This window comes from Enterococcus caccae ATCC BAA-1240 (assembly GCF_000407145.1).
Lineage (GTDB): Bacteria > Bacillota > Bacilli > Lactobacillales > Enterococcaceae > Enterococcus_L > Enterococcus_L caccae.
In genome coordinates, this window is the sequence record NZ_KE136475.1 from 261,991 (window position 1) to 279,261 (window position 17,271).

18 protein-coding genes and 1 tRNA gene are annotated in these 17,271 nt (G+C 32.0%); 15 read left to right on the plus strand and 4 right to left on the minus strand.

The features are described 5' to 3' along the window. Positions 1-104 precede the first annotated feature (104 nt). Positions 105-1,424 (minus strand): S1C family serine protease, encoded by a 1,320-nt coding sequence (locus I580_RS13995; RefSeq protein WP_010772168.1) that lies wholly within the window; start codon positions 1,422-1,424, stop codon positions 105-107. A gap of 424 nt (positions 1,425-1,848) precedes the next feature. Between I580_RS13995 and rlmH the strand changes: the two genes are divergently transcribed. Further along, the gene (gene rlmH, locus I580_RS14000) at positions 1,849-2,328 is read left to right on the plus strand and encodes a 23S rRNA (pseudouridine(1915)-N(3))-methyltransferase RlmH (protein WP_034860325.1); all 480 of its coding nucleotides are present in this window, start codon (positions 1,849-1,851) and stop codon (positions 2,326-2,328) included. Positions 2,329-2,677: 349 nt separating this feature from the next. Here the strand turns inward: rlmH and I580_RS14005 are convergent, their stop codons facing one another. Both I580_RS14005 and I580_RS14010 read right to left on the minus strand, forming a co-directional pair. After that, a complete protein-coding gene (locus I580_RS14005; RefSeq protein ID WP_010772170.1) occupies positions 2,678-3,409 on the minus strand; it encodes a LytR/AlgR family response regulator transcription factor in 732 nt (243 codons plus the stop codon). A gap of 13 nt (positions 3,410-3,422) precedes the next feature. Beyond that, entirely contained in the window at positions 3,423-4,718 is a 1,296-nt protein-coding gene (locus tag I580_RS14010; RefSeq protein WP_010772171.1) for a sensor histidine kinase, read from the minus strand. A gap of 260 nt (positions 4,719-4,978) precedes the next feature. On the opposite strand from I580_RS14010, the gene I580_RS14015 reads away from it, so the two are divergent. From I580_RS14015 to I580_RS16840, 4 genes are all read left to right on the plus strand, one after another. Further along, the gene (locus tag I580_RS14015) at positions 4,979-5,422 is read left to right on the plus strand and encodes a hypothetical protein (protein ID WP_010772172.1); all 444 of its coding nucleotides are present in this window, start codon (positions 4,979-4,981) and stop codon (positions 5,420-5,422) included. 99 nt (positions 5,423-5,521) lie between these two features. Next, positions 5,522-6,127, plus strand: a complete 606-nt coding sequence (locus tag I580_RS14020; RefSeq protein ID WP_167324175.1) for an accessory gene regulator B family protein — start codon at positions 5,522-5,524, stop codon at positions 6,125-6,127. A gap of 38 nt (positions 6,128-6,165) precedes the next feature. Continuing rightward, a tRNA-Cys gene (locus I580_RS14025) sits at positions 6,166-6,236 on the plus strand. Positions 6,237-6,284: 48 nt separating this feature from the next. Beyond that, positions 6,285-6,404: a cyclic lactone autoinducer peptide gene (locus tag I580_RS16840; RefSeq protein ID WP_010772174.1), complete on the plus strand. Its 120-nt coding sequence runs from the start codon at positions 6,285-6,287 to the stop codon at positions 6,402-6,404. 626 nt (positions 6,405-7,030) lie between these two features. Here the strand turns inward: I580_RS16840 and I580_RS17015 are convergent. Continuing rightward, complete coding sequence (locus tag I580_RS17015) at positions 7,031-7,186, minus strand: hypothetical protein (protein ID WP_155855918.1); 156 nt, start codon at positions 7,184-7,186, stop codon at positions 7,031-7,033. Between the two features lie 383 nt (positions 7,187-7,569). Here I580_RS17015 and lanM point away from each other — a divergent pair, with 383 nt between their 5' ends. From lanM to I580_RS17290, 10 genes are all read left to right on the plus strand, one after another. Next, a complete protein-coding gene (gene lanM / locus I580_RS14030) occupies positions 7,570-10,644 on the plus strand; it encodes a type 2 lanthipeptide synthetase LanM (RefSeq protein WP_010772175.1) in 3,075 nt (1,024 codons plus the stop codon). A 15-nt stretch (positions 10,645-10,659) separates the two neighbouring features. Beyond that, the gene (locus I580_RS14035) at positions 10,660-12,819 is read left to right on the plus strand and encodes a peptidase domain-containing ABC transporter (protein ID WP_010772176.1); all 2,160 of its coding nucleotides are present in this window, start codon (positions 10,660-10,662) and stop codon (positions 12,817-12,819) included. Between the two features lie 36 nt (positions 12,820-12,855). After that, positions 12,856-14,214, plus strand: coding sequence for a S8 family peptidase (locus tag I580_RS14040; RefSeq protein ID WP_167324176.1), 1,359 nt, complete (start codon positions 12,856-12,858; stop codon positions 14,212-14,214). A 45-nt stretch (positions 14,215-14,259) separates the two neighbouring features. Further along, entirely contained in the window at positions 14,260-14,415 is a 156-nt protein-coding gene (locus tag I580_RS14045; RefSeq protein WP_010772178.1) for a mersacidin family lantibiotic, read from the plus strand. A 29-nt stretch (positions 14,416-14,444) separates the two neighbouring features. After that, positions 14,445-14,648, plus strand: a complete 204-nt coding sequence (locus tag I580_RS14050; protein ID WP_010772179.1) for a lichenicidin A2 family type 2 lantibiotic — start codon at positions 14,445-14,447, stop codon at positions 14,646-14,648. Positions 14,649-14,698: 50 nt separating this feature from the next. Further along, positions 14,699-14,902, plus strand: coding sequence for a lichenicidin A2 family type 2 lantibiotic (locus tag I580_RS14055; protein WP_010772180.1), 204 nt, complete (start codon positions 14,699-14,701; stop codon positions 14,900-14,902). A gap of 51 nt (positions 14,903-14,953) precedes the next feature. Beyond that, positions 14,954-15,157, plus strand: a complete 204-nt coding sequence (locus tag I580_RS14060; RefSeq protein WP_010772179.1) for a lichenicidin A2 family type 2 lantibiotic — start codon at positions 14,954-14,956, stop codon at positions 15,155-15,157. A 50-nt stretch (positions 15,158-15,207) separates the two neighbouring features. Continuing rightward, complete coding sequence (locus I580_RS14065; protein ID WP_010772181.1) at positions 15,208-15,363, plus strand: mersacidin family lantibiotic; 156 nt, start codon at positions 15,208-15,210, stop codon at positions 15,361-15,363. Positions 15,364-15,523: 160 nt separating this feature from the next. Further along, positions 15,524-16,564 (plus strand): M50 family metallopeptidase, encoded by a 1,041-nt coding sequence (locus I580_RS14070; RefSeq protein WP_010772182.1) that lies wholly within the window; start codon positions 15,524-15,526, stop codon positions 16,562-16,564. Between the two features lie 295 nt (positions 16,565-16,859). Further along, entirely contained in the window at positions 16,860-16,982 is a 123-nt protein-coding gene (locus tag I580_RS17290) for a DUF960 domain-containing protein (RefSeq protein WP_010772183.1), read from the plus strand. Positions 16,983-17,271 lie beyond the last annotated feature (289 nt).

Consider the following 17,271-nt stretch of genomic DNA (forward strand, 5'->3'; position numbering starts at 1 on the left):
GCCGTTTATTCAGATTAAAAGCCCGAAACAAAACTGTTTTGCAGTTTTGTTTCGGGCTTTTATTTGTTGATGGTGTATGAAGCAAGCTTTTTTAGTTCACTCAATTATGGATTTTGTGAATTATTTGAGTTAGATGAATTTTGTTTTAATGCGGATTGGTCGATGGTTAATTCAACATTGACGTTTTGTTCCTTTCCATCACGATAGAAAGTGATTTTCATCTTCTCACCAACTTTTTTCTTGTAAAGTGTGCTTTGTAAATCAGTGACAGAGTTGATCTCTTTGTCATCGATTTTAGTGATAACATCGTAGCGTTCAAGACCGGCTTTATCCGCTGGTGTCGCTGTTTGAACAGAACGAACAAGTACACCCATTTGGACAGACTCAGGAAGTTTCAAGATTTCTTTTCTTTGTTGCGTTGAAACATTCGTCAATTCTTCCATTGTAATCCCCAATGCTGGACGAGTCACTTTTCCTTCTTTTTCTAATTGATTAATGATATTGACTACATCATTACTTGGAATCGCAAAGCCCATTCCTTCAACACTGACTTGACTTTCAGATTGAACGATTTTAACAGAGTTGATCCCGACCACTTGACCTTCGATATTTACCAAAGGACCACCTGAGTTACCAGGATTGATAGCTGCATCTGTTTGAATTGCGTTGATGTTGATTGCTTGACCGTTATTTTCATTTTGGATATTTCTATTCACAGAAGAAATAATTCCTTGCGTTACTGAGTTGGCATAAGCTGAGCCTAATGGTGAACCGATTGCTAGAGCAGGCTCACCGATTTTCAAGTTATCAGAATTACCAAATTCAGCAATGGAGTCCACTTTATCTGAAGAAATTTTGATCACAGCAAGGTCAGTGTAAGAATCCGTACCAACTAATTCACCTTTCACTTTTGTACCATCGTGTAAAACAACTTCTAAACCTTTGGCTTGATCCACTACATGATTATTAGTCACGATATACGCTGTTTTACCGTCTTTTTTGTAGATTACTCCGCTACCTTCACTGGCAGCTTGTAAATCGCTACCGTCAGACTCAGCGTTATTAGAGCCGTTTCCATCATTTCCACCAAAGATACTGCCAAAACCACTGGCATCACTATTTTGGCTAGGACTTTGCAAGTTGATTACTGAAACCACTGAATCTTTTACTTTATCAACCGCTTTGGTCACGTCACTATTGACATCTAAATTAACATTCGTCACTTTTGTGTCGCCCTTGTTGTTTTTTACTGTGCTCGTTGTTGTAGGTGAATTAGATGAAGGCGAATTTTGACCCATGATCGCATAAGCGCCACCAAAAGCTAATGCTCCACCGAGCAAGCCCCCAACTAAACCAATCCCAAATTTTTTGAATAAGCCATTTTGCTTTTTATCTGAATCAGGTGTAACATCTTTCTTTTGCATACAAGCAACCTCCTAATTAATTATCATTATTTATTATATTTAGTATAGTCTTTCAAGACACCTTTAGTCTACCCAATAGCTTTGAATTTTTTATGAACAAGTTAGGGAGAAAAACAGATACAATTAATGAAAAAATGTTATTGTTGGAATACTTATACACAGTAAAGTGTGAAAAACTTTTTAAAATAAGCGGAAAACTTCTGTGAAAAAGTTATCCACAAAATGTGGATAATGTGGATAAATAAACGGGAATATGTGTTTGTATCTTGAAATACTGTAAAATAAGGAATAATTCAGCACTAACCTGTGGATAAGTCTGTGCATATGTGTATAACTTTGTGGGAAAGTATGTGGAAGAGTCAAAATATTCATGATAAAATTGTTAACAAGTAAAAGAATTAAAACCGAAAGAGACGTGAAACTGTTGAAAATAAAAATTATTACTGTAGGGAAGTTAAAAGAAAAATATCTGGTTCAAGGAATCAATGAATACTTAAAACGATTGAAAAGTTATGCAAAAGTAGAAATCATTGAAGTAGCAGATGAAAAAGCACCGGAAAATTTAAGCGAAGCAGAGATGCTTCAAGTTAAAGGTAAAGAAGGAGATCGGATTTTAGCGAAAATTGGAGATCAAGATCATGTTTTTGTTTTGGCGATTAATGGGAAGCAGTTTAGTAGTGAAGAGTTTTCAAAGGAAATCGAAATGTTGGGAATCAATGGGAAGAGTCAGTTGGCGTTTGTGATCGGTGGTTCGTTGGGATTGAGTGATGAGGTCTTGAAGAGAAGCCAGCAACAGATGTCGTTTGGGAAGCTGACTTATCCACATCAATTGATGCGGTTAGTTTTGGTGGAGCAGATTTATCGAGGGTTTCGGATTATGCGAGGGGAACCGTATCATAAATAGGGAGATTTTTATAGAGAGTAGGAATAACTATTTTGTATCTTAAATTCATTTAAAGAAAAGATAGAAGAGATAAGTAATAAAAATAGTTTGTCATCAGGACAGTTTGTATTTAGATAATGAAAAAAGTTATCCTGTAATGCGTAAACTATATCAATAGACTAGTTCAGTTGATATTATAGAGGATAAGCATAAAATATAGTACACAAAAACAATGAAGAGTACTCTTCATTGTTTTTGTGTACTGAAATTAAGAACTGCCACTAGGTGAAATGAAAAACTAGGTGCGTTCAATTAGGAAATGATAAATTGACTAGCGTAAGAAAATATTAATGAGTAACAATGAGATTTTTTAGCTATTCTCAATAAGATTTTTCATAAATCTTGTTGAAATATAACAGATTTCTCCGTTGTTCATCTCTACCTCCCGTTCTTTTTTATGAATTTTTTTAATGTTTTTTTTGTTTATGACAAATGATTTATGACAGCGATAGAAATCATCTGAGATGGATACTAGTTCCTTGATTGCTCCGTAAAATTCAAGCTGAGAATTATCCAAGTGTAATATAATTTTATGTGGAGTGGGAGAGGTCTCAAAAAAGAGAATATCTTCATGATTTATGACATGGACTTTATCGCCCACATTAATTTTAAAGATGTTCTTTTTTTCTTGTCGATCATTTTTGTAACGTTTAAAAGCAGTATGAACACATTCCTGTATACGTTTTTGAATGTGTTCAGGATGGTCTTTGATGATATAGTCCATTGCTTCAACTTTGTAAGTAAATGTTAAGTACGAAAGTTCAGCATGTGTTGTAACAAAAACGATTTTGCCTAAATCATCTTGTTCCCTTATCTCAGAAGCTAAAGCAATACCAGACATTTCATGTTTTAAATCAACGTCTAAAAAGTACAATCCTGTTGTTTTGGGATGTGTTTTAACAAACTCTAAGATCTCATGAGGATCTGCTGAGGAGATAACTAACTCCATGTCATAGTCTTCAATCATAATCGTATTTTTAACATAGCGCTCAATATTTTTTCGCTGCTCTGTTTCGTCTTCACAAATAAAAATTGATAACATATCTAGACACTCCTTAAGTTTTATTATGGATAATAATTTTTTGAATAAATGTAGAATCAACTATAAGGGTTTCTGAAGTACATTGTGGGCAAGCCTCAATCAATTCTTGTAAATTTGTTAGTCCTAACCCCCTATTATAACCTTTAGTAGAAAAGCCTTGTTTCTTTAATTGGTAGATCTTTGGGATGGATGTTTTACAAGTATTTTGTATAACGATAAGTATTGAATTTTTCTGTTTTATAAACGCAACTTGTAAAAGACCGTCATGCAATTCTTCTAAGGCTTCGATTGCGTTATCAAGTAATATCCCTAGGATACGTACAAGTGAGACATGGGGGATATTGATAAAGTCAATTGTTTCTTGAATTTCTACAGATACGTTCATTTTTTTTTCTTGAGCCAAAATGATTTTAGCAGTCAATATACTTTTTATATCATCTAAATGCAGTCGGCTTATGTCTTCAAGTTCAAAATTATACTGTTCTATTTGACGCCCCGTAGGTTTGATATTATTAAAAAAATAAGTTTCTAATGCATCATAATCCTTGTTTACAAAATATCCTTCCAATGAAGTTAAAATATTTTGGTAATCGTGTCTAAACTTTCTCATCTCTAAATATTGATATTCTAAATCAGAAGTATATTTACGCATCGCTCTCACTTCAGTCTCTTTTTTTTCAATTTCGTATGTTCTTTTCAATGAATCGATATACGAGTGAACTGAAACTGAAGATACAAGAATCAAAATGATAAAAAAGAGTAGATTCAATTCGATAATAGTACGATTATTGCCCGAAATTAATTCAAATAAAACATTCAGATAAAAAAGCAAAAGAGTTGAAGTGGTACCAAATGCGAACAAATTTTTTGTACTATTTGATTTTATGGCATCAGAAAAGTGGCTTGAAAAATTTCTAGTAATTAAAATAATACCAAACGTAATTACTGCATATGAAATTAAAAATGGAACTATATTTTCTGAAAGAGAGTCAAATAGATGTAGTTTCAAGAAAAATGAAATGAGAAGACTGGCAATATGATCACCTAGAATATTGATTATTAATACAGTAGACAAAATAATCAAATCTAGTTTCCAGTCTTGTTCATGCATTCTAATGATGATAAATAACAATATTAGTTGGAAAATTAGTGTGTAGATTCCTAGATTAATATGAACAATACTGTTGTTTACCAAAAAAAGTAACAAGACGAAGATTTCTTTTAAAAAAAAACTTTTATCCTTTATAAATAATTTGATGCTGACATATATAATTAGAGCTTGAATAACTAATGCTGTTATTTCTGCCATAAAGAACAACCTGCCCACCTTTTGTGTATTAATATCATTATAGCAGTAATTTTTTTAATATAAAAGATAATAATTAAATTTATGTAGTCTAGATATTTATTTTTATGAAAGGGAAAAGAGTAAGAAGTGTTTTATACAGTTATGACCTTTTTTTGTTCTTTAACGATTTGAATAATAATAAGTATTTAGAGTGGGTTACACTGATAGTAGGGAAGCTAATGACTATGAATTTTTTTAATTAGTAGAAAGGAGGAAGAACGATGATTTTAGAGAGATTGGCAGTAATAGACTTTTCTTTTTTAGAAAATCAGTCTAATGCGAAAGGCTGGGACAATATGTTTTATGATGTATTCAAATTATTTAATGAAAAAGAAAAGTCATTACATCCACCTATCGGTAGCGACAATGATCACTTTATTTTTATTACGCAAGGCTTCATATATCTTAAGCAATATGATCAGGAGAAAATTCACATATACAAAAATGAACTATATAAAGAATTAAATGAAATTAAAGGTCAAACATTTCTTTTAATGATTTATGATGATTCTGAAATTGAAATAATGGAGGAAATATACGAAAAAATAAAAAGATACTTAAAGATAAGTCGAAAATTAATAAAAAAAATTAGCGTAATAGAGTTTAAAAATAATAAAAATACTGTTACTAGAATATATAAAGCATTCAACGTTGACAGTCCTTAGAGAAAATCACGAAAATTTACAGTTTTGATGGAAATTCTGCTTTTTAGGATAAAAGATTTTACCATTCATGAACATGTTTATACTGGAAGTATAGAGGTGATGGAAGTGAAGCAAGTAATAAATAAAAGCATGTGTCTGACAGAACGCACAGCAATTTTTTTAGTCGAACGATTAAATGTTGATGCGGAGACAGATAAAATAAAGTATTTAAAATGTAAGTTGGCTTTAGAAATCATTTTGATAAATTTTTCAAAATTGAGCATTATTTATGTATTATCCTTTATGTTGGGCATTACAAAAGCTGTCTTAGTATTTCACATAGCATTTTTATATATTAGAAAATATGCTTATGGAGCACACTCAAATTCTAGTCTAAAATGTACGATTATTTCTCTTATCTTGTTTGTTGGAATTCCTTTTTATCTAGTAAATTTTGTGCTTATACCTAAGGAGATATTGCTTATAGTATTGCTGATAAATAGTAGTCTAATTTATAAATTTGCACCCGCAGCAACAAAGAAAAATCCAATAAGTGATTTGAAGAAAAAAAGGGAATTAAGAAGAAAAGCTCTAGTTGCTAATAGTGTGATGATGCTATTATTAATCATTAATGTGATTCCTTTAGGAATACTAAACTTAGTTATTTTTGGAAGTTTTTTCTCTTGTTTAACATTAAGCCCGTACGTATACGCAGTGATCGAATAATAGGTTCAAAAGAAGGTCAAAAGTATTGTTTCATTTTTGATGGTATAGCCAAGTGGTAGGGCACAGGTCTGCAAAACCTTGAGCATCGGTTCAAACCCGATTACCATCTTTAGTAAATAACTTTAAATATAATTTTAGATTACAGGAGGAGTCAGCTATGGTTGAAAAATTTTTAGAGTTTATTGGTGGCGTTGGGGTAGAGACTTTTTGCTTTGGGGCACTATATGAACCAACTATTCCAGAAGATTTACGAAGTATAGACAAGCCAGAAAAGTAGTCGCAGTAATTTTATAAGGTGAGTCAGTAGTAAAAAATGAGAATGAAGTTTAATGACTAATGAACAATTATATTTATTAAGAGCAAGAGAGCAATTTATGAATCCATACTGCAGACAAATACGTTCAACATTCAAAAATAGAATGTTGGGCGTATTTTCTTATCTTGGTAATGAAAACAATGTGAAAAAATAAAGGCTTCTATTCTTTTTCTAGCTTTACGCGGCTAATTTTTTTTAAATTCATGACAGCAAAAATTAGCCGTGTGTGCACAACGATCTTCCCCATTTTCCGTACTTCGTTCAAGGTATCCTTCTAGAGTAATAGAGAAAAACGGCAACACTTGATTTTCCAGGTATAAGCAATAATCACCATAAATCCTTTGAGAAATTACTCAATTAGCTTCAACTAGATTTGAGAAATTACGGTTTTCAGGAGTAATAATAACATCCTAAATAAACTCTTGCTCATCAAAAACTGTATGGGTGCAATAAGTAAATTGATTCCATCGTTCTCCCTCTGCATAATATTCACTCTCAGGATATACTTTACTTATTTTTCGTTCTCTCAGTTCACTTTCTGTCGGGGAAATTAAAACGATATCTACCTGAACCTTTATCGTTCGATGTCAGGCTGAATAAGTTGATTCAATGATTAGATAAATGAAGGTAAAATCCATTGCTTCGTCTACTTTGCGATTTAAATGATCTTCAGATACAAGTTCTTCCAAAGAAATCATCACATATTTCACGTTATTTAAAACATTTTCTTCTCCTCTCACCATTTATTCCGTTAAGGAAGTTCTTGATATATGACTCAAAAAGGCATGTCCCGCGTTTTTGTTTTTTCTATCTTATAGAAAGAAATGTGGACTAAAAAAATGAAATGTACTTTCTATTTGGCAATAGAGAAACAAGTAATCTACTATAACGTATTTAATAGGAGAATAACTAAAAGAATGTTCAGTAAATTTTTGTGGAAATTTCATTTTTAATCCTAATATTGGAATAAAATAATACAGTTTTGATATCAAAACTGTTGGTTTTCAAGAGAAATTGGCAATCCGGTTCTTTTTTTGACATCTACTGATGAAAATCTAAAAAGTAGAGAATTCACTTTATACTAAGTGTATAAGTTAATTCAAAAGAAAAAAACGAGGTGAATGATATGAGAAATGCAGTATTAGAAAACAAATTAAATGAGCAATCATATGCTTTTGCTACAACAATGAAAGAACGTGGACAGCTTTTTTCAGATGAATTAGTTAATGAGGAGGACAATCAGCATTTGAAAAAATGGTTGGAAAGAAAATCATTAATGGGATCTAAGTTGTTTGAAACTAAGTTAGATATCTATGGAATTACAGAAGATGAATATAAAAAAGGGTTAAGAGAATTAACAAGAGAAAACAGGAAAACCCTTGAAAAAAAATTAGCTGATCAAGACTGGTATCAACTGCATATGGAGTTGATGAATGAAACTTCTCACGAAATAGAAGCTACATTCAGTGATGTTTCTTATATTATTCGCAAGCACCTACTCTATTTGAACCAAGAGATTGAAAAGATAGTAAATATCTCAGAGATAAATATAGCGGATGAAGCTCTGGTCAAATATATCGAATTTGCTGCTACAGATATGTTAGGAATAATTATGCGAACCGTTGTTTTGGATGTCCATGAGAAAAAACAACAAGAGAATAATCAAGAGTTTACTTTCTTATCCTACCTAGCAGATAACTTTACAACCAATGAACAGCTAAATACTTTTTATGAAAAATATCCTGTACTAGCAAAACTGTTAGCAAAACGATTGATTTTTTCTATTGCTAATTTTAAAGAGTTTATTAATGCCTTAAATCAGTCTAAAAAGGATATTTCTCAACTGTTGAATATATCAGTAAAAAATTTGGACATAACTAAATTAAAAATTGGCGCGGGTGATAGCCATGGTAAAGGCAAAACAGTGATTATTGTTACATTCAATCAAACAAAGAAATTGGCTTTTAAGTTCAAAAATCTTAGAGTAGGAGAACGATTCAATATCTTTTTGAAGAAAATAGAAGAGCATTCTGAGTTTTCATTTTATAAAGTAAAGAGAATTTATGGAGAATCGTTTACTTTTGAAGAATTTGTTGAATTTAAAGAATGTGAAAATAAGAAAGAAGCGGGAGAATTTTATAAAGGGTTTGGTCATTTGATTGCACTATCCTATATTTTACAAGCAAATGATTTACATTTTGAAAATATTATTGCGCACGGTAAATTTCCAGTCATTATTGACATTGAAACCTTAATTCAAAATGAGCCGCCGATAAAATTGGGAACGGATGCTTATGGAAAGTTCAAATATTCTGCGACAGATTCTGTTGTGAATACAGGATTAGTTCCAACTTTATTATTTCAAGAGAGAGTAGCTGAGGAAGAAAAGGAAAAAAAAGGTGTTCAGTTTAGCGCATTGAGTGGTGGAACACAAAAACTACCATTTAAAGTATTAAAACTAACAAACCTTAATTCAGAAAATATGAAATATGAGTATCAAGATCATATTTTGGAAGGTGCATTGAACATTCCATCAATAGAAGGGACACAACTTAACTTTGAAGAATATAGTGAAATGATATTGGACGGTTTTACTACATTCATGCAGTTTGTTATTCAAAATAAGAATACAGTGGCAAAATGGGTGGAGCTTTTATTCAATGATTGCTTGGTAAGAAATGTCATCAAAGCAACGCAGCGATACGCTGACATGTTAGATTTTTCAACTCATCCTACTTGTACTATGGATTATAAGGAACGTGAAAAATTGTTTGAAAATATATGGGCATACCCATATAAAGACATGCGGGCTGTTCCTTTTGAGGTAGAAGATTTATTGAATCATGATATTCCTATTTTCTTTAATAATACAGGAACAAAAGATTTGATTGCATCAGATGGATCAATTATTTCAGATTATTACGCAGAAAAGCCAATTAACCGTACAGTGAATAAGATCAAAAATCTTACCGAGAAAGAGTTTCAGCAACAATTGAATTTATTAACATTGTCATTGGGATTGTACGACGGAGGTTTGGAAGAGTTAGTAATTACATCAGCTAAAGAGGAAACAACGAAAAAGACAGCTTTGTCTAAAGCAATTGCTATTGGAGACTTTTTATTGGATCGAGCTATTTGGGGGGAAAACAAAAAAACAGTGACTTGGCAAAAGTTACAAGTGGACAGCTATGATAATTGGTCAAATAGTGCAGTTTATTATGGACTGTATGAAGGACTCCAAGGGATTTACCTTTTCTTTTACAATTTAAACAAAATTAAACCAAGCCAAAGCTATCAAGAAGTTATTGATGCATTAAATAACTATCTTTTTAAAGAGAATCCATTTAAACCAGCGAATACAGATATGTTCTCTGGTCTAGGAAGTATTCTATATTTGTATACTCAATTATGTAAAGATTCTAAGAACGATTTGTATTTAGGCAAAGCTAGAACAATGGTTGAGGATCTAATTGAATGTACGAATAATTCTTCGTTGCAACCAGATTGGGTTGGTGGTTTAGCAGGCTTTTTAAAAGTATTGGTAGAGTTGTATAAAGTTACAAATGATGATTTCTATTTAAAATCGGCAGATCAAGTAGTTGAAAAAATAGATATTTCAGAAATTAAAGTGGGCGGTTTTGCCCATGGATATTCTGGAATTTTAACAGCACTAAATTCCTTTGCACAGGTTGCAGGATACACTGAGAATGTCAAAGAAAAAATATGGCAAGCATTATTGTTGGAAAGAAAAACCTTCAGTGTACAAAAGCAAACGTGGCAAGACTTAAGAGAGGGCGAAGCAAACGGAAAACACTTTTGGTGTCATGGATCTGCTGGGATTGGAATGAGCCGATTGAGCTTACTTAGTTCAAATATTCAGGATGAAGTAATGCTGGATGAAGTAAGGATCGCTGCGAACAATGTATTGGAAAATGAATTAAATAATGATGGCTTATGCCATGGTAATTATGGAAATATCGAATTTCTTATACAACTTTCTGAATCAAATTATGCAGATAAAGAATTAAAGAGAAGAATCAATCAGTATAAAGAACAACTGCTCGCAAATTCCAGCTACAAGCTTTTAGGACTTAAAAACATACCGAGCGTTACTTTATTTGATGGCTTAAGTGGGATAGGGTATGAACTTTTAAGAATTGCCTCCCCTGAAAAGGTACCTAATGTTTTAATGTTGGATTAAAAGGAAGTGAGAGTTATGAAGAAACGAATACCGATTTTAGAACAAAATGAACATAGTGAATGTGGTTTGACTTCTGTTTGTATGATTTTGAACTATTTTAAAATAAAAGAAGATTTAAATAGTTTGAGAGACAAATACGGTGTTCCTAAAGGTGGTAATACGCTTTTAGATTTACAGGAGGTATGTTCTCATTATGGAATAAGGACAAAAGGAGTACGTATAAAAGACTATAGCTATTTTAAAACTTTGACTAATCCATGCATCTGTTTTTGGAATAAACGTCATTTTGTAGTATTTGAAAAAGTTGTTAAAAATAAAATAGTTATCATTGACCCAGCGCAAGGAAAAAAAATACTTTCTTATGAAGAGTTCACAGAACATTTTTCAGAGGTGATTTTGGAAATTGTAGAAGTACCAAATAAAATACCAGAAAAAAAGAAAAATAAATCATGGGAAGTATTGCAAACCATTCTAAAAACACAAAAGCTAAAGATTGGTTTATTGATTCTCTTTACGTTATTGGCTCAATGCTTGTCACTACTAGTCCCTATTCTTACAACAACCCTTGTGGACAACTTGTCTCTATTATCACAGAATAAAAATATTTCATTATTCTTTGTTGTGGTATTGGTTATGTTATTTTGTTCGAATTATTTACTTCAAGTAACTCGAGGGTTGATTATAGCAAAATTTCAAAAGAATTTTGAGAAAAATTTAATGAGGAAATTTATGAAAAAAGTGATGGAGCTACCATTGAAGTTTTTTGTAAATCGATCAACAGGAGATTTGATTTTTCGCTCTAATCTTACAACTTATATTCAACAAATACTGAGTCAACAGATGATAACGACTGGAATAGACTTGATTTTTCTTGTGGTGTATCTTACTTTGATGGTCTACTATTCCCCTAGAATGGCTCTTTTAACAGTAGTAACTACATTGATAATTGCAGCATTTTCAGTAATGAACTCGAAAAAGTTACGAAGTGTTGCGGATAGAGAAATGCTATCTCAAAGTAAAGTACAAAACAACTTAGTAGAGTTATTTGAAGGAATGGAGACAGTAAAGTCATTAGGAATGGAGGAACATTTTTATACTACTTGGGAAAATAATTTTAGTCAACAACTGGATATACAGGAGGAAAAAGGTCGTTATAGTTCTTGGATAGGTAATATATCAACATCGATTCAATTTGTATTGCCATTCCTGATTACTTCTTTTGGAATTCTAGAAGTACAACAACAACGATTAACAATAGGCGAATTGGTAAGTTTTAATTCATTAGCATTATCTTTCTTAGCACCAATCATTACTCTTTTAAGTTCATTTTCTTCATTATTAATGTTGAAATCTTACTTTAGAAAAATCAATGATATTTTATTGCAAAAAACAAATGAAAATAAGAAAGACAGTAAAGAAATAAAAACATTTGAAAAATTAGAATTGGAAAATGTTTCATTCAGGTATAGCTATTTTGAAAAGCATTTAATAAAAAATCTGAATTTAACTATTGAACATGGTGAAAAAGTTGCAATTGTCGGCCCAAGTGGATCTGGTAAAAGTACATTATTGAAATTGATTTCAGGAATGTATCCAGCAACAGATGGAAGTGTGAAAATCAATGGGGTAGATGTAAACGATATTGAGAAAAATACATTGAATAAAGAAATTGCTATTGTGAATCAAGATCCAGCAATTTTTAATACGACACTTTATGAAAATCTTGTTTTGAAAAATAAATCTGTTGCTTTAACTAAATTTAATGAGGCAGTAACTAAATCCAGAGTGGATGAAATCATAAAAGATATGCCGTTGGGATTTGAAACTCAAATTTCAGAAGGAGGTATGAATCTTTCAGGTGGTCAAAAACAAAGGATTTCAATCGCGAGAGCGTTAATAAAAGACCCATCATTATTGATTTTAGATGAACCAACGAGTTCTTTAGATAATATTTCCGATAATTTTATCATGAATAATATCATCAATGATGCTACACCTTGTATTGTAGTTTCCCATCGGCTTAACACAATCAAGCATTTTGATAGAATTATTGTCATGGACAAAGGCTGCATTGTAGAAGATGGACGGCATAGTGAATTGATGGCTAAAAAGGGTTTATATCATAAAATTTATTCTGGAGAAAAATTACAGGAAAAATTACAAGAAGCAGTATAAAAAATAAATTAAAAGGAGATTAGGATGAGGAGATACTTGATTCACATTATATTGGTTAGCGTATTGGGAGCGTTCGCAGCTTTAAGTTTGGGGATAAGTGCTTTTGGTGAAAATCAAATAAACCTAGTTGAGCAAACCTTTTTGCTGAATGATAAAAAAGAAGTCACTCAACTCACTCAGCTTGTATATGATATTAACCCTTCAATCAAACAAACAGTGATAGAAGAAATTGATATGGTTCATTTGGAAAACGTAACCTTAGAAGAGTTGGAAACAATTGAAAATATTACGCAGATTGAAAAACTTTCTGAAAAATCAGGTCAAATGTCCAAAGTAGAAACAGAGAGTATCAAAATCACGGACGTTACAACAAATTTTGATGATGTCAAAAGAATCGATAACAGACAGGCACTTTTTTCTAGAAAAAGTTCATCCTTATTAGACTTATTAAGTTGGCATGTTGATGATGTTACAAGTAATAAACAGTCATATGCAATTGCGACTGGAAAAAATATTAAAGTAGCTGTTATTGATAGTGGCATCGATACTGAAAGTGCATATTTTCAAAAGAATTTAACTTTGGAAAACGCAAAGAGTTTTGTTTCAAATGATGAATCAATTATAGATGAAAATGGTCATGGGACGATGGTAACAGGTGTCTTGACTCAAGTAGCTCCGGATGTAAAAGTGACTCCTTATAAAGTAATAAACGCGACAACAGGCGACTCTATCTGGACAATACAGGCGGTTATTCAGGCAGTTAAGGATAAGAATCAAATTATAAATTTGAGCTTGGGTACGTATAAAAAAGATAATAGTAAAGAAGAACGACTAACAATTACAGCGTATGAACGAGCAATCAAGTTTGCTAAAAAAAATCATGTTTTTGTACTAGCTTCAGCTGGAAATGATGGTCTTGATTTAGATGCATTGAAATTAAGGGAAAGAAAAATACATTTGCCAGGTGGAATGAAAAATCTTTTTACAATTGGTGCGACTCGAAGAAATGATAATAAATCTTCTTATAGTAATTATGGAAATGAAATTGATTTTGTAGCACCAGGTGGAGATATTTATAATGATGAGGGGCAGCTGGATTTGAATGAGTTTATATTCACAACGTATCCAGTATATTTAGATAACGGGTTGGGTGCATTAGGAATTCCCCAAGGTTATATGTTTAGTGGAGGTACTAGTTTGGCAACACCAGCAGTTTCGGGAGTTGTTGCAACTATTTATGAAAAGTATTATCAACGGTATGGTATTTATCCACAAAATCAAGTTGTAAATAAGTTATTAAAAGCTGGAGGAGTAGACATAGGGACTCCAGGATTGGATAAATATTTTGGTTATGGGAAGGTAAATGGCTATCAGTCGTTATCTAAAATAAATTAAGCAACACTAAAATAATAAAAAAATTAGAAAAAGGAGAGAAGAAACGTGGAAAAAATCGTAGGAAAGGCATTTGAAGAATTAACAGAGGAAGAAATGAAAAAAATGCAGGGCAGCGGGGATGTTCAACCTGAAACTACCCCAATTTGTGGTTTTACTATCGGTATTGGAATTGGCGCACTTGCATCAGTAAAATGGTGTTAATAGATAATAAGAATAGGGAGGGAAAAAACATGGAAAAAATTATAGGACAATCATTTGAAGAATTAAGCAAAAAAGAAATGGAAGCAATGCAAGGAAGTGGAGATGTACAAGCAGAGACAACCCCGGTATGCGCAATTTCAGCCACAGTAGCCGCAAGTTCGGCAGCCTGTGCAGGAGTAGGAGCAGGGATCGGCACGGGGATCACAATTGTATTAACATTTAAACGTTGCTAAAAACAGTAATTTAAAACTAAAAAATTAATTGAAAAAAGGAGAGAAAGAACATGGAAAAAATTATAGGACAATCATTTGAAGAATTAAGCAAAAAAGAAATGGAAGCAATGCAAGGAAGCGGAGATGTACAAGTAGAGACAACCCCGGTATGCGCAATTTCAGCCACAGTAGCCGCAAGTTCGGCAGCCTGTGCAGGAGTAGGGGCAGGGATCGGCACGGGAATCACAATTGTATTAACATTTAAGCGTTGCTAAAAACAGTAATTTAAAACTAAAAAATTAATTGAGAAAAAGGAGAAAAAGAACATGGAAAAAATTATAGGACAATCATTTGAAGAATTAAGCAAAAAAGAAATGGAAGCAATGCAAGGAAGTGGAGATGTACAAGCAGAGACAACCCCGGTATGCGCAATTTCAGCCACAGTAGCCGCAAGTTCAGCAGCATGTGCAGGAGTAGGAGCAGGGATCGGCACGGGGATCACAATTGTATTAACATTTAAACGTTGCTAAAAACAGTAATTTAAAACTAAAAAAATAATTAAAAAAGGGAGCGAAAAAACATGGAAGAAATCGTAGGGAAAGCATTTGAGGAATTAACAGAAGAAGAAATGAAAAATATGCAAGGAAGTGGCGATGTTCAACCAGAAACAACACCACTTTGTGGCTTCACAATTGGAATTGGAATCGGAGCACTTGTATCAGTAAAATGGTGTTAAGCTAAAAAAGAAAAATGAGAGACTAGAGTTTATTTACTATAAAACTCTAGTCTTTTTTCACTTATGATTAAAAATCAATATATCAGGATAGAAGCGGATACTGTCAAGTATTTCTGGTAAGCTATAACTATAGAGCTATAAATATGAGGAGTGAAATAAAATGAATAAGAAAAAATTAGTTATATTAACACTGATTATTGTATTTTTAATTTTAGAGATTATTTTTCCAAGTGTTCGAAATGTTAGTTTTTATCTACTCATGCTAATGTTAGCTATCTTTTTTACATTGTTTTTCCATGAATTTGGACATGTACTTGGCTGTTGGGCAACTAAAACAAAAATCACTAAATTCATTGTCTTGTGTTTCTCAATAGAGTTATCTAATCAAGGCTATAAATTGCGACTAAATAGAAATTTGGATTGGTTTGGTGGAATGGTTCAGTTTTCTGTTGGGGATGATAATGATATAGATTATATATATCAAAAAGGAGCAATTATCGCTTTGGCGGGACCATTGGCAAGTGTTATCTTGTGTTGTATCAGTTTTATTTTCTCAGAAATGACACCCAACTTATTTTTTGATAGCTTGAGTGTGATGAATTTAGGTGTTTTTGGTGTAACGATTCTTCCGTATTATTCTAGTGGTGTTCATTCTGATGGGTATCAATTCGTAAAACTAATCAAAAAAGATCACTACTTTCAAGTTATTTATTTATTATCCAGCTATCTATCAAGTAATGTAGAACCAAAAAAATGGCCTGAAATTAGTTGGTCTGACATTCAGAAAATTATAAATAACGATGATATTGGTGAGCGGCTTATTTTAGCAAGTTATATATTTTATAGAAGCCAATTTGTAGATATAGATGATTCGAGCAGTAGCTTAATCTTCGATGAAACTCTTGATCTTGAAAAAATGAAAGGTACAGACACATCAAAACAATTATATAGGGCATACTGTCAATCGTATTATTATATCGAAAATACTCATGTTCAATCAAAGAATTTTTTTATTGATAAGTTAGATCTAATTAGTAAGGCTCGTGTAAACTATTTCATGGCATTGACAACTGAAGAAAAAAACAAGTATCTAAAAGAATACGACAGAATACTAAGCAAAAATAAAGATGAGCCAATGGGTTTTTTGATAGGAGAGAAGCAATTTAATAGAAAATTACATCAACAAATTGAGAAGATATAGGAGAAAATAATAAATATCAAATGACTATTAGTTATTAAAAAAATTTATATTTATATCTAACCAAATGAGACTACAGATACATTAAAAGTGTTTATGATTACATTCATTTGGAGAAAGACAACTTTTTAAAATGACTGAGAAAGAAGTTGTGCAGTTGGCATTAGCTAGGACAAATTCATCTGTTATGAAGATGAACTAGCGTATTCATCTCAAAAACAATTATATATTATATCTATGAAGATCAATCATCCTAATGGTGGTTGGTCTATTTTTGTGTTTTAAGGAGGGAAATAAAATGTTTGATAACAAAGAAACTCGTTACATCATTAGAGGAGTGAACGAAAAAGTACCAAAAGAAATCCAACGCTATTGCTGGGATTTGATCGACAAAAAAGAAGTGAAGCTGAAACAGACGTAGACTATTTACAAATCTTTGAATTTAATCCAGATAATCAACGCCAAGCAATTGTTAAAACTAATTATGCCTCATCTTTATCTATATGTGGATTAAAAAAATGAATACGTGGTGTATGTTATTACAAGTGTGACCAGTCAAAGAACCTATCTCAAAGGGCTTTAAAAAAATGGTCAATTACTCTATACAAACTATGGATTAATCAAGGATTATAAGAAAGGAATAAAAAAGAGTTTCTAGAATTATTGTGCCAATACACGACACAAATTATAGAAGCAATAAGAGAGGTGAA

What these genes read in the sequence shown, in the direction of transcription:
- I580_RS14050 (WP_010772179.1), top strand. Translation starts at nt 14,445, where the DNA reads ATGGAAAAAATTATAGGACAATCATTTGAAGAATTAAGCAAAAAAGAA.
- I580_RS14035 (WP_010772176.1), top strand. Translation starts at nt 10,660, where the DNA reads ATGAAGAAACGAATACCGATTTTAGAACAAAATGAACATAGTGAATGT.
- I580_RS14020 (WP_167324175.1), top strand. Translation starts at nt 5,522, where the DNA reads ATGGAAGTGAAGCAAGTAATAAATAAAAGCATGTGTCTGACAGAACGC.
- I580_RS14060 (WP_010772179.1), top strand. Translation starts at nt 14,954, where the DNA reads ATGGAAAAAATTATAGGACAATCATTTGAAGAATTAAGCAAAAAAGAA.
- I580_RS16840 (WP_010772174.1), top strand. Translation starts at nt 6,285, where the DNA reads ATGGTTGAAAAATTTTTAGAGTTTATTGGTGGCGTTGGGGTAGAGACT.
- I580_RS14065 (WP_010772181.1), top strand. Translation starts at nt 15,208, where the DNA reads ATGGAAGAAATCGTAGGGAAAGCATTTGAGGAATTAACAGAAGAAGAA.
- I580_RS14070 (WP_010772182.1), top strand. Translation starts at nt 15,524, where the DNA reads ATGAATAAGAAAAAATTAGTTATATTAACACTGATTATTGTATTTTTA.
- lanM (WP_010772175.1), top strand. Translation starts at nt 7,570, where the DNA reads ATGAGAAATGCAGTATTAGAAAACAAATTAAATGAGCAATCATATGCT.
- I580_RS14055 (WP_010772180.1), top strand. Translation starts at nt 14,699, where the DNA reads ATGGAAAAAATTATAGGACAATCATTTGAAGAATTAAGCAAAAAAGAA.
- I580_RS17290 (WP_010772183.1), top strand. Translation starts at nt 16,860, where the DNA reads ATGTTTGATAACAAAGAAACTCGTTACATCATTAGAGGAGTGAACGAA.
- I580_RS17015 (WP_155855918.1), bottom strand. Translation starts at nt 7,186, where the DNA reads ATGGTGAGAGGAGAAGAAAATGTTTTAAATAACGTGAAATATGTGATG.
- I580_RS14010 (WP_010772171.1), bottom strand. Translation starts at nt 4,718, where the DNA reads ATGGCAGAAATAACAGCATTAGTTATTCAAGCTCTAATTATATATGTC.
- I580_RS13995 (WP_010772168.1), bottom strand. Translation starts at nt 1,424, where the DNA reads ATGCAAAAGAAAGATGTTACACCTGATTCAGATAAAAAGCAAAATGGC.
- I580_RS14005 (WP_010772170.1), bottom strand. Translation starts at nt 3,409, where the DNA reads ATGTTATCAATTTTTATTTGTGAAGACGAAACAGAGCAGCGAAAAAAT.
- I580_RS14015 (WP_010772172.1), top strand. Translation starts at nt 4,979, where the DNA reads ATGATTTTAGAGAGATTGGCAGTAATAGACTTTTCTTTTTTAGAAAAT.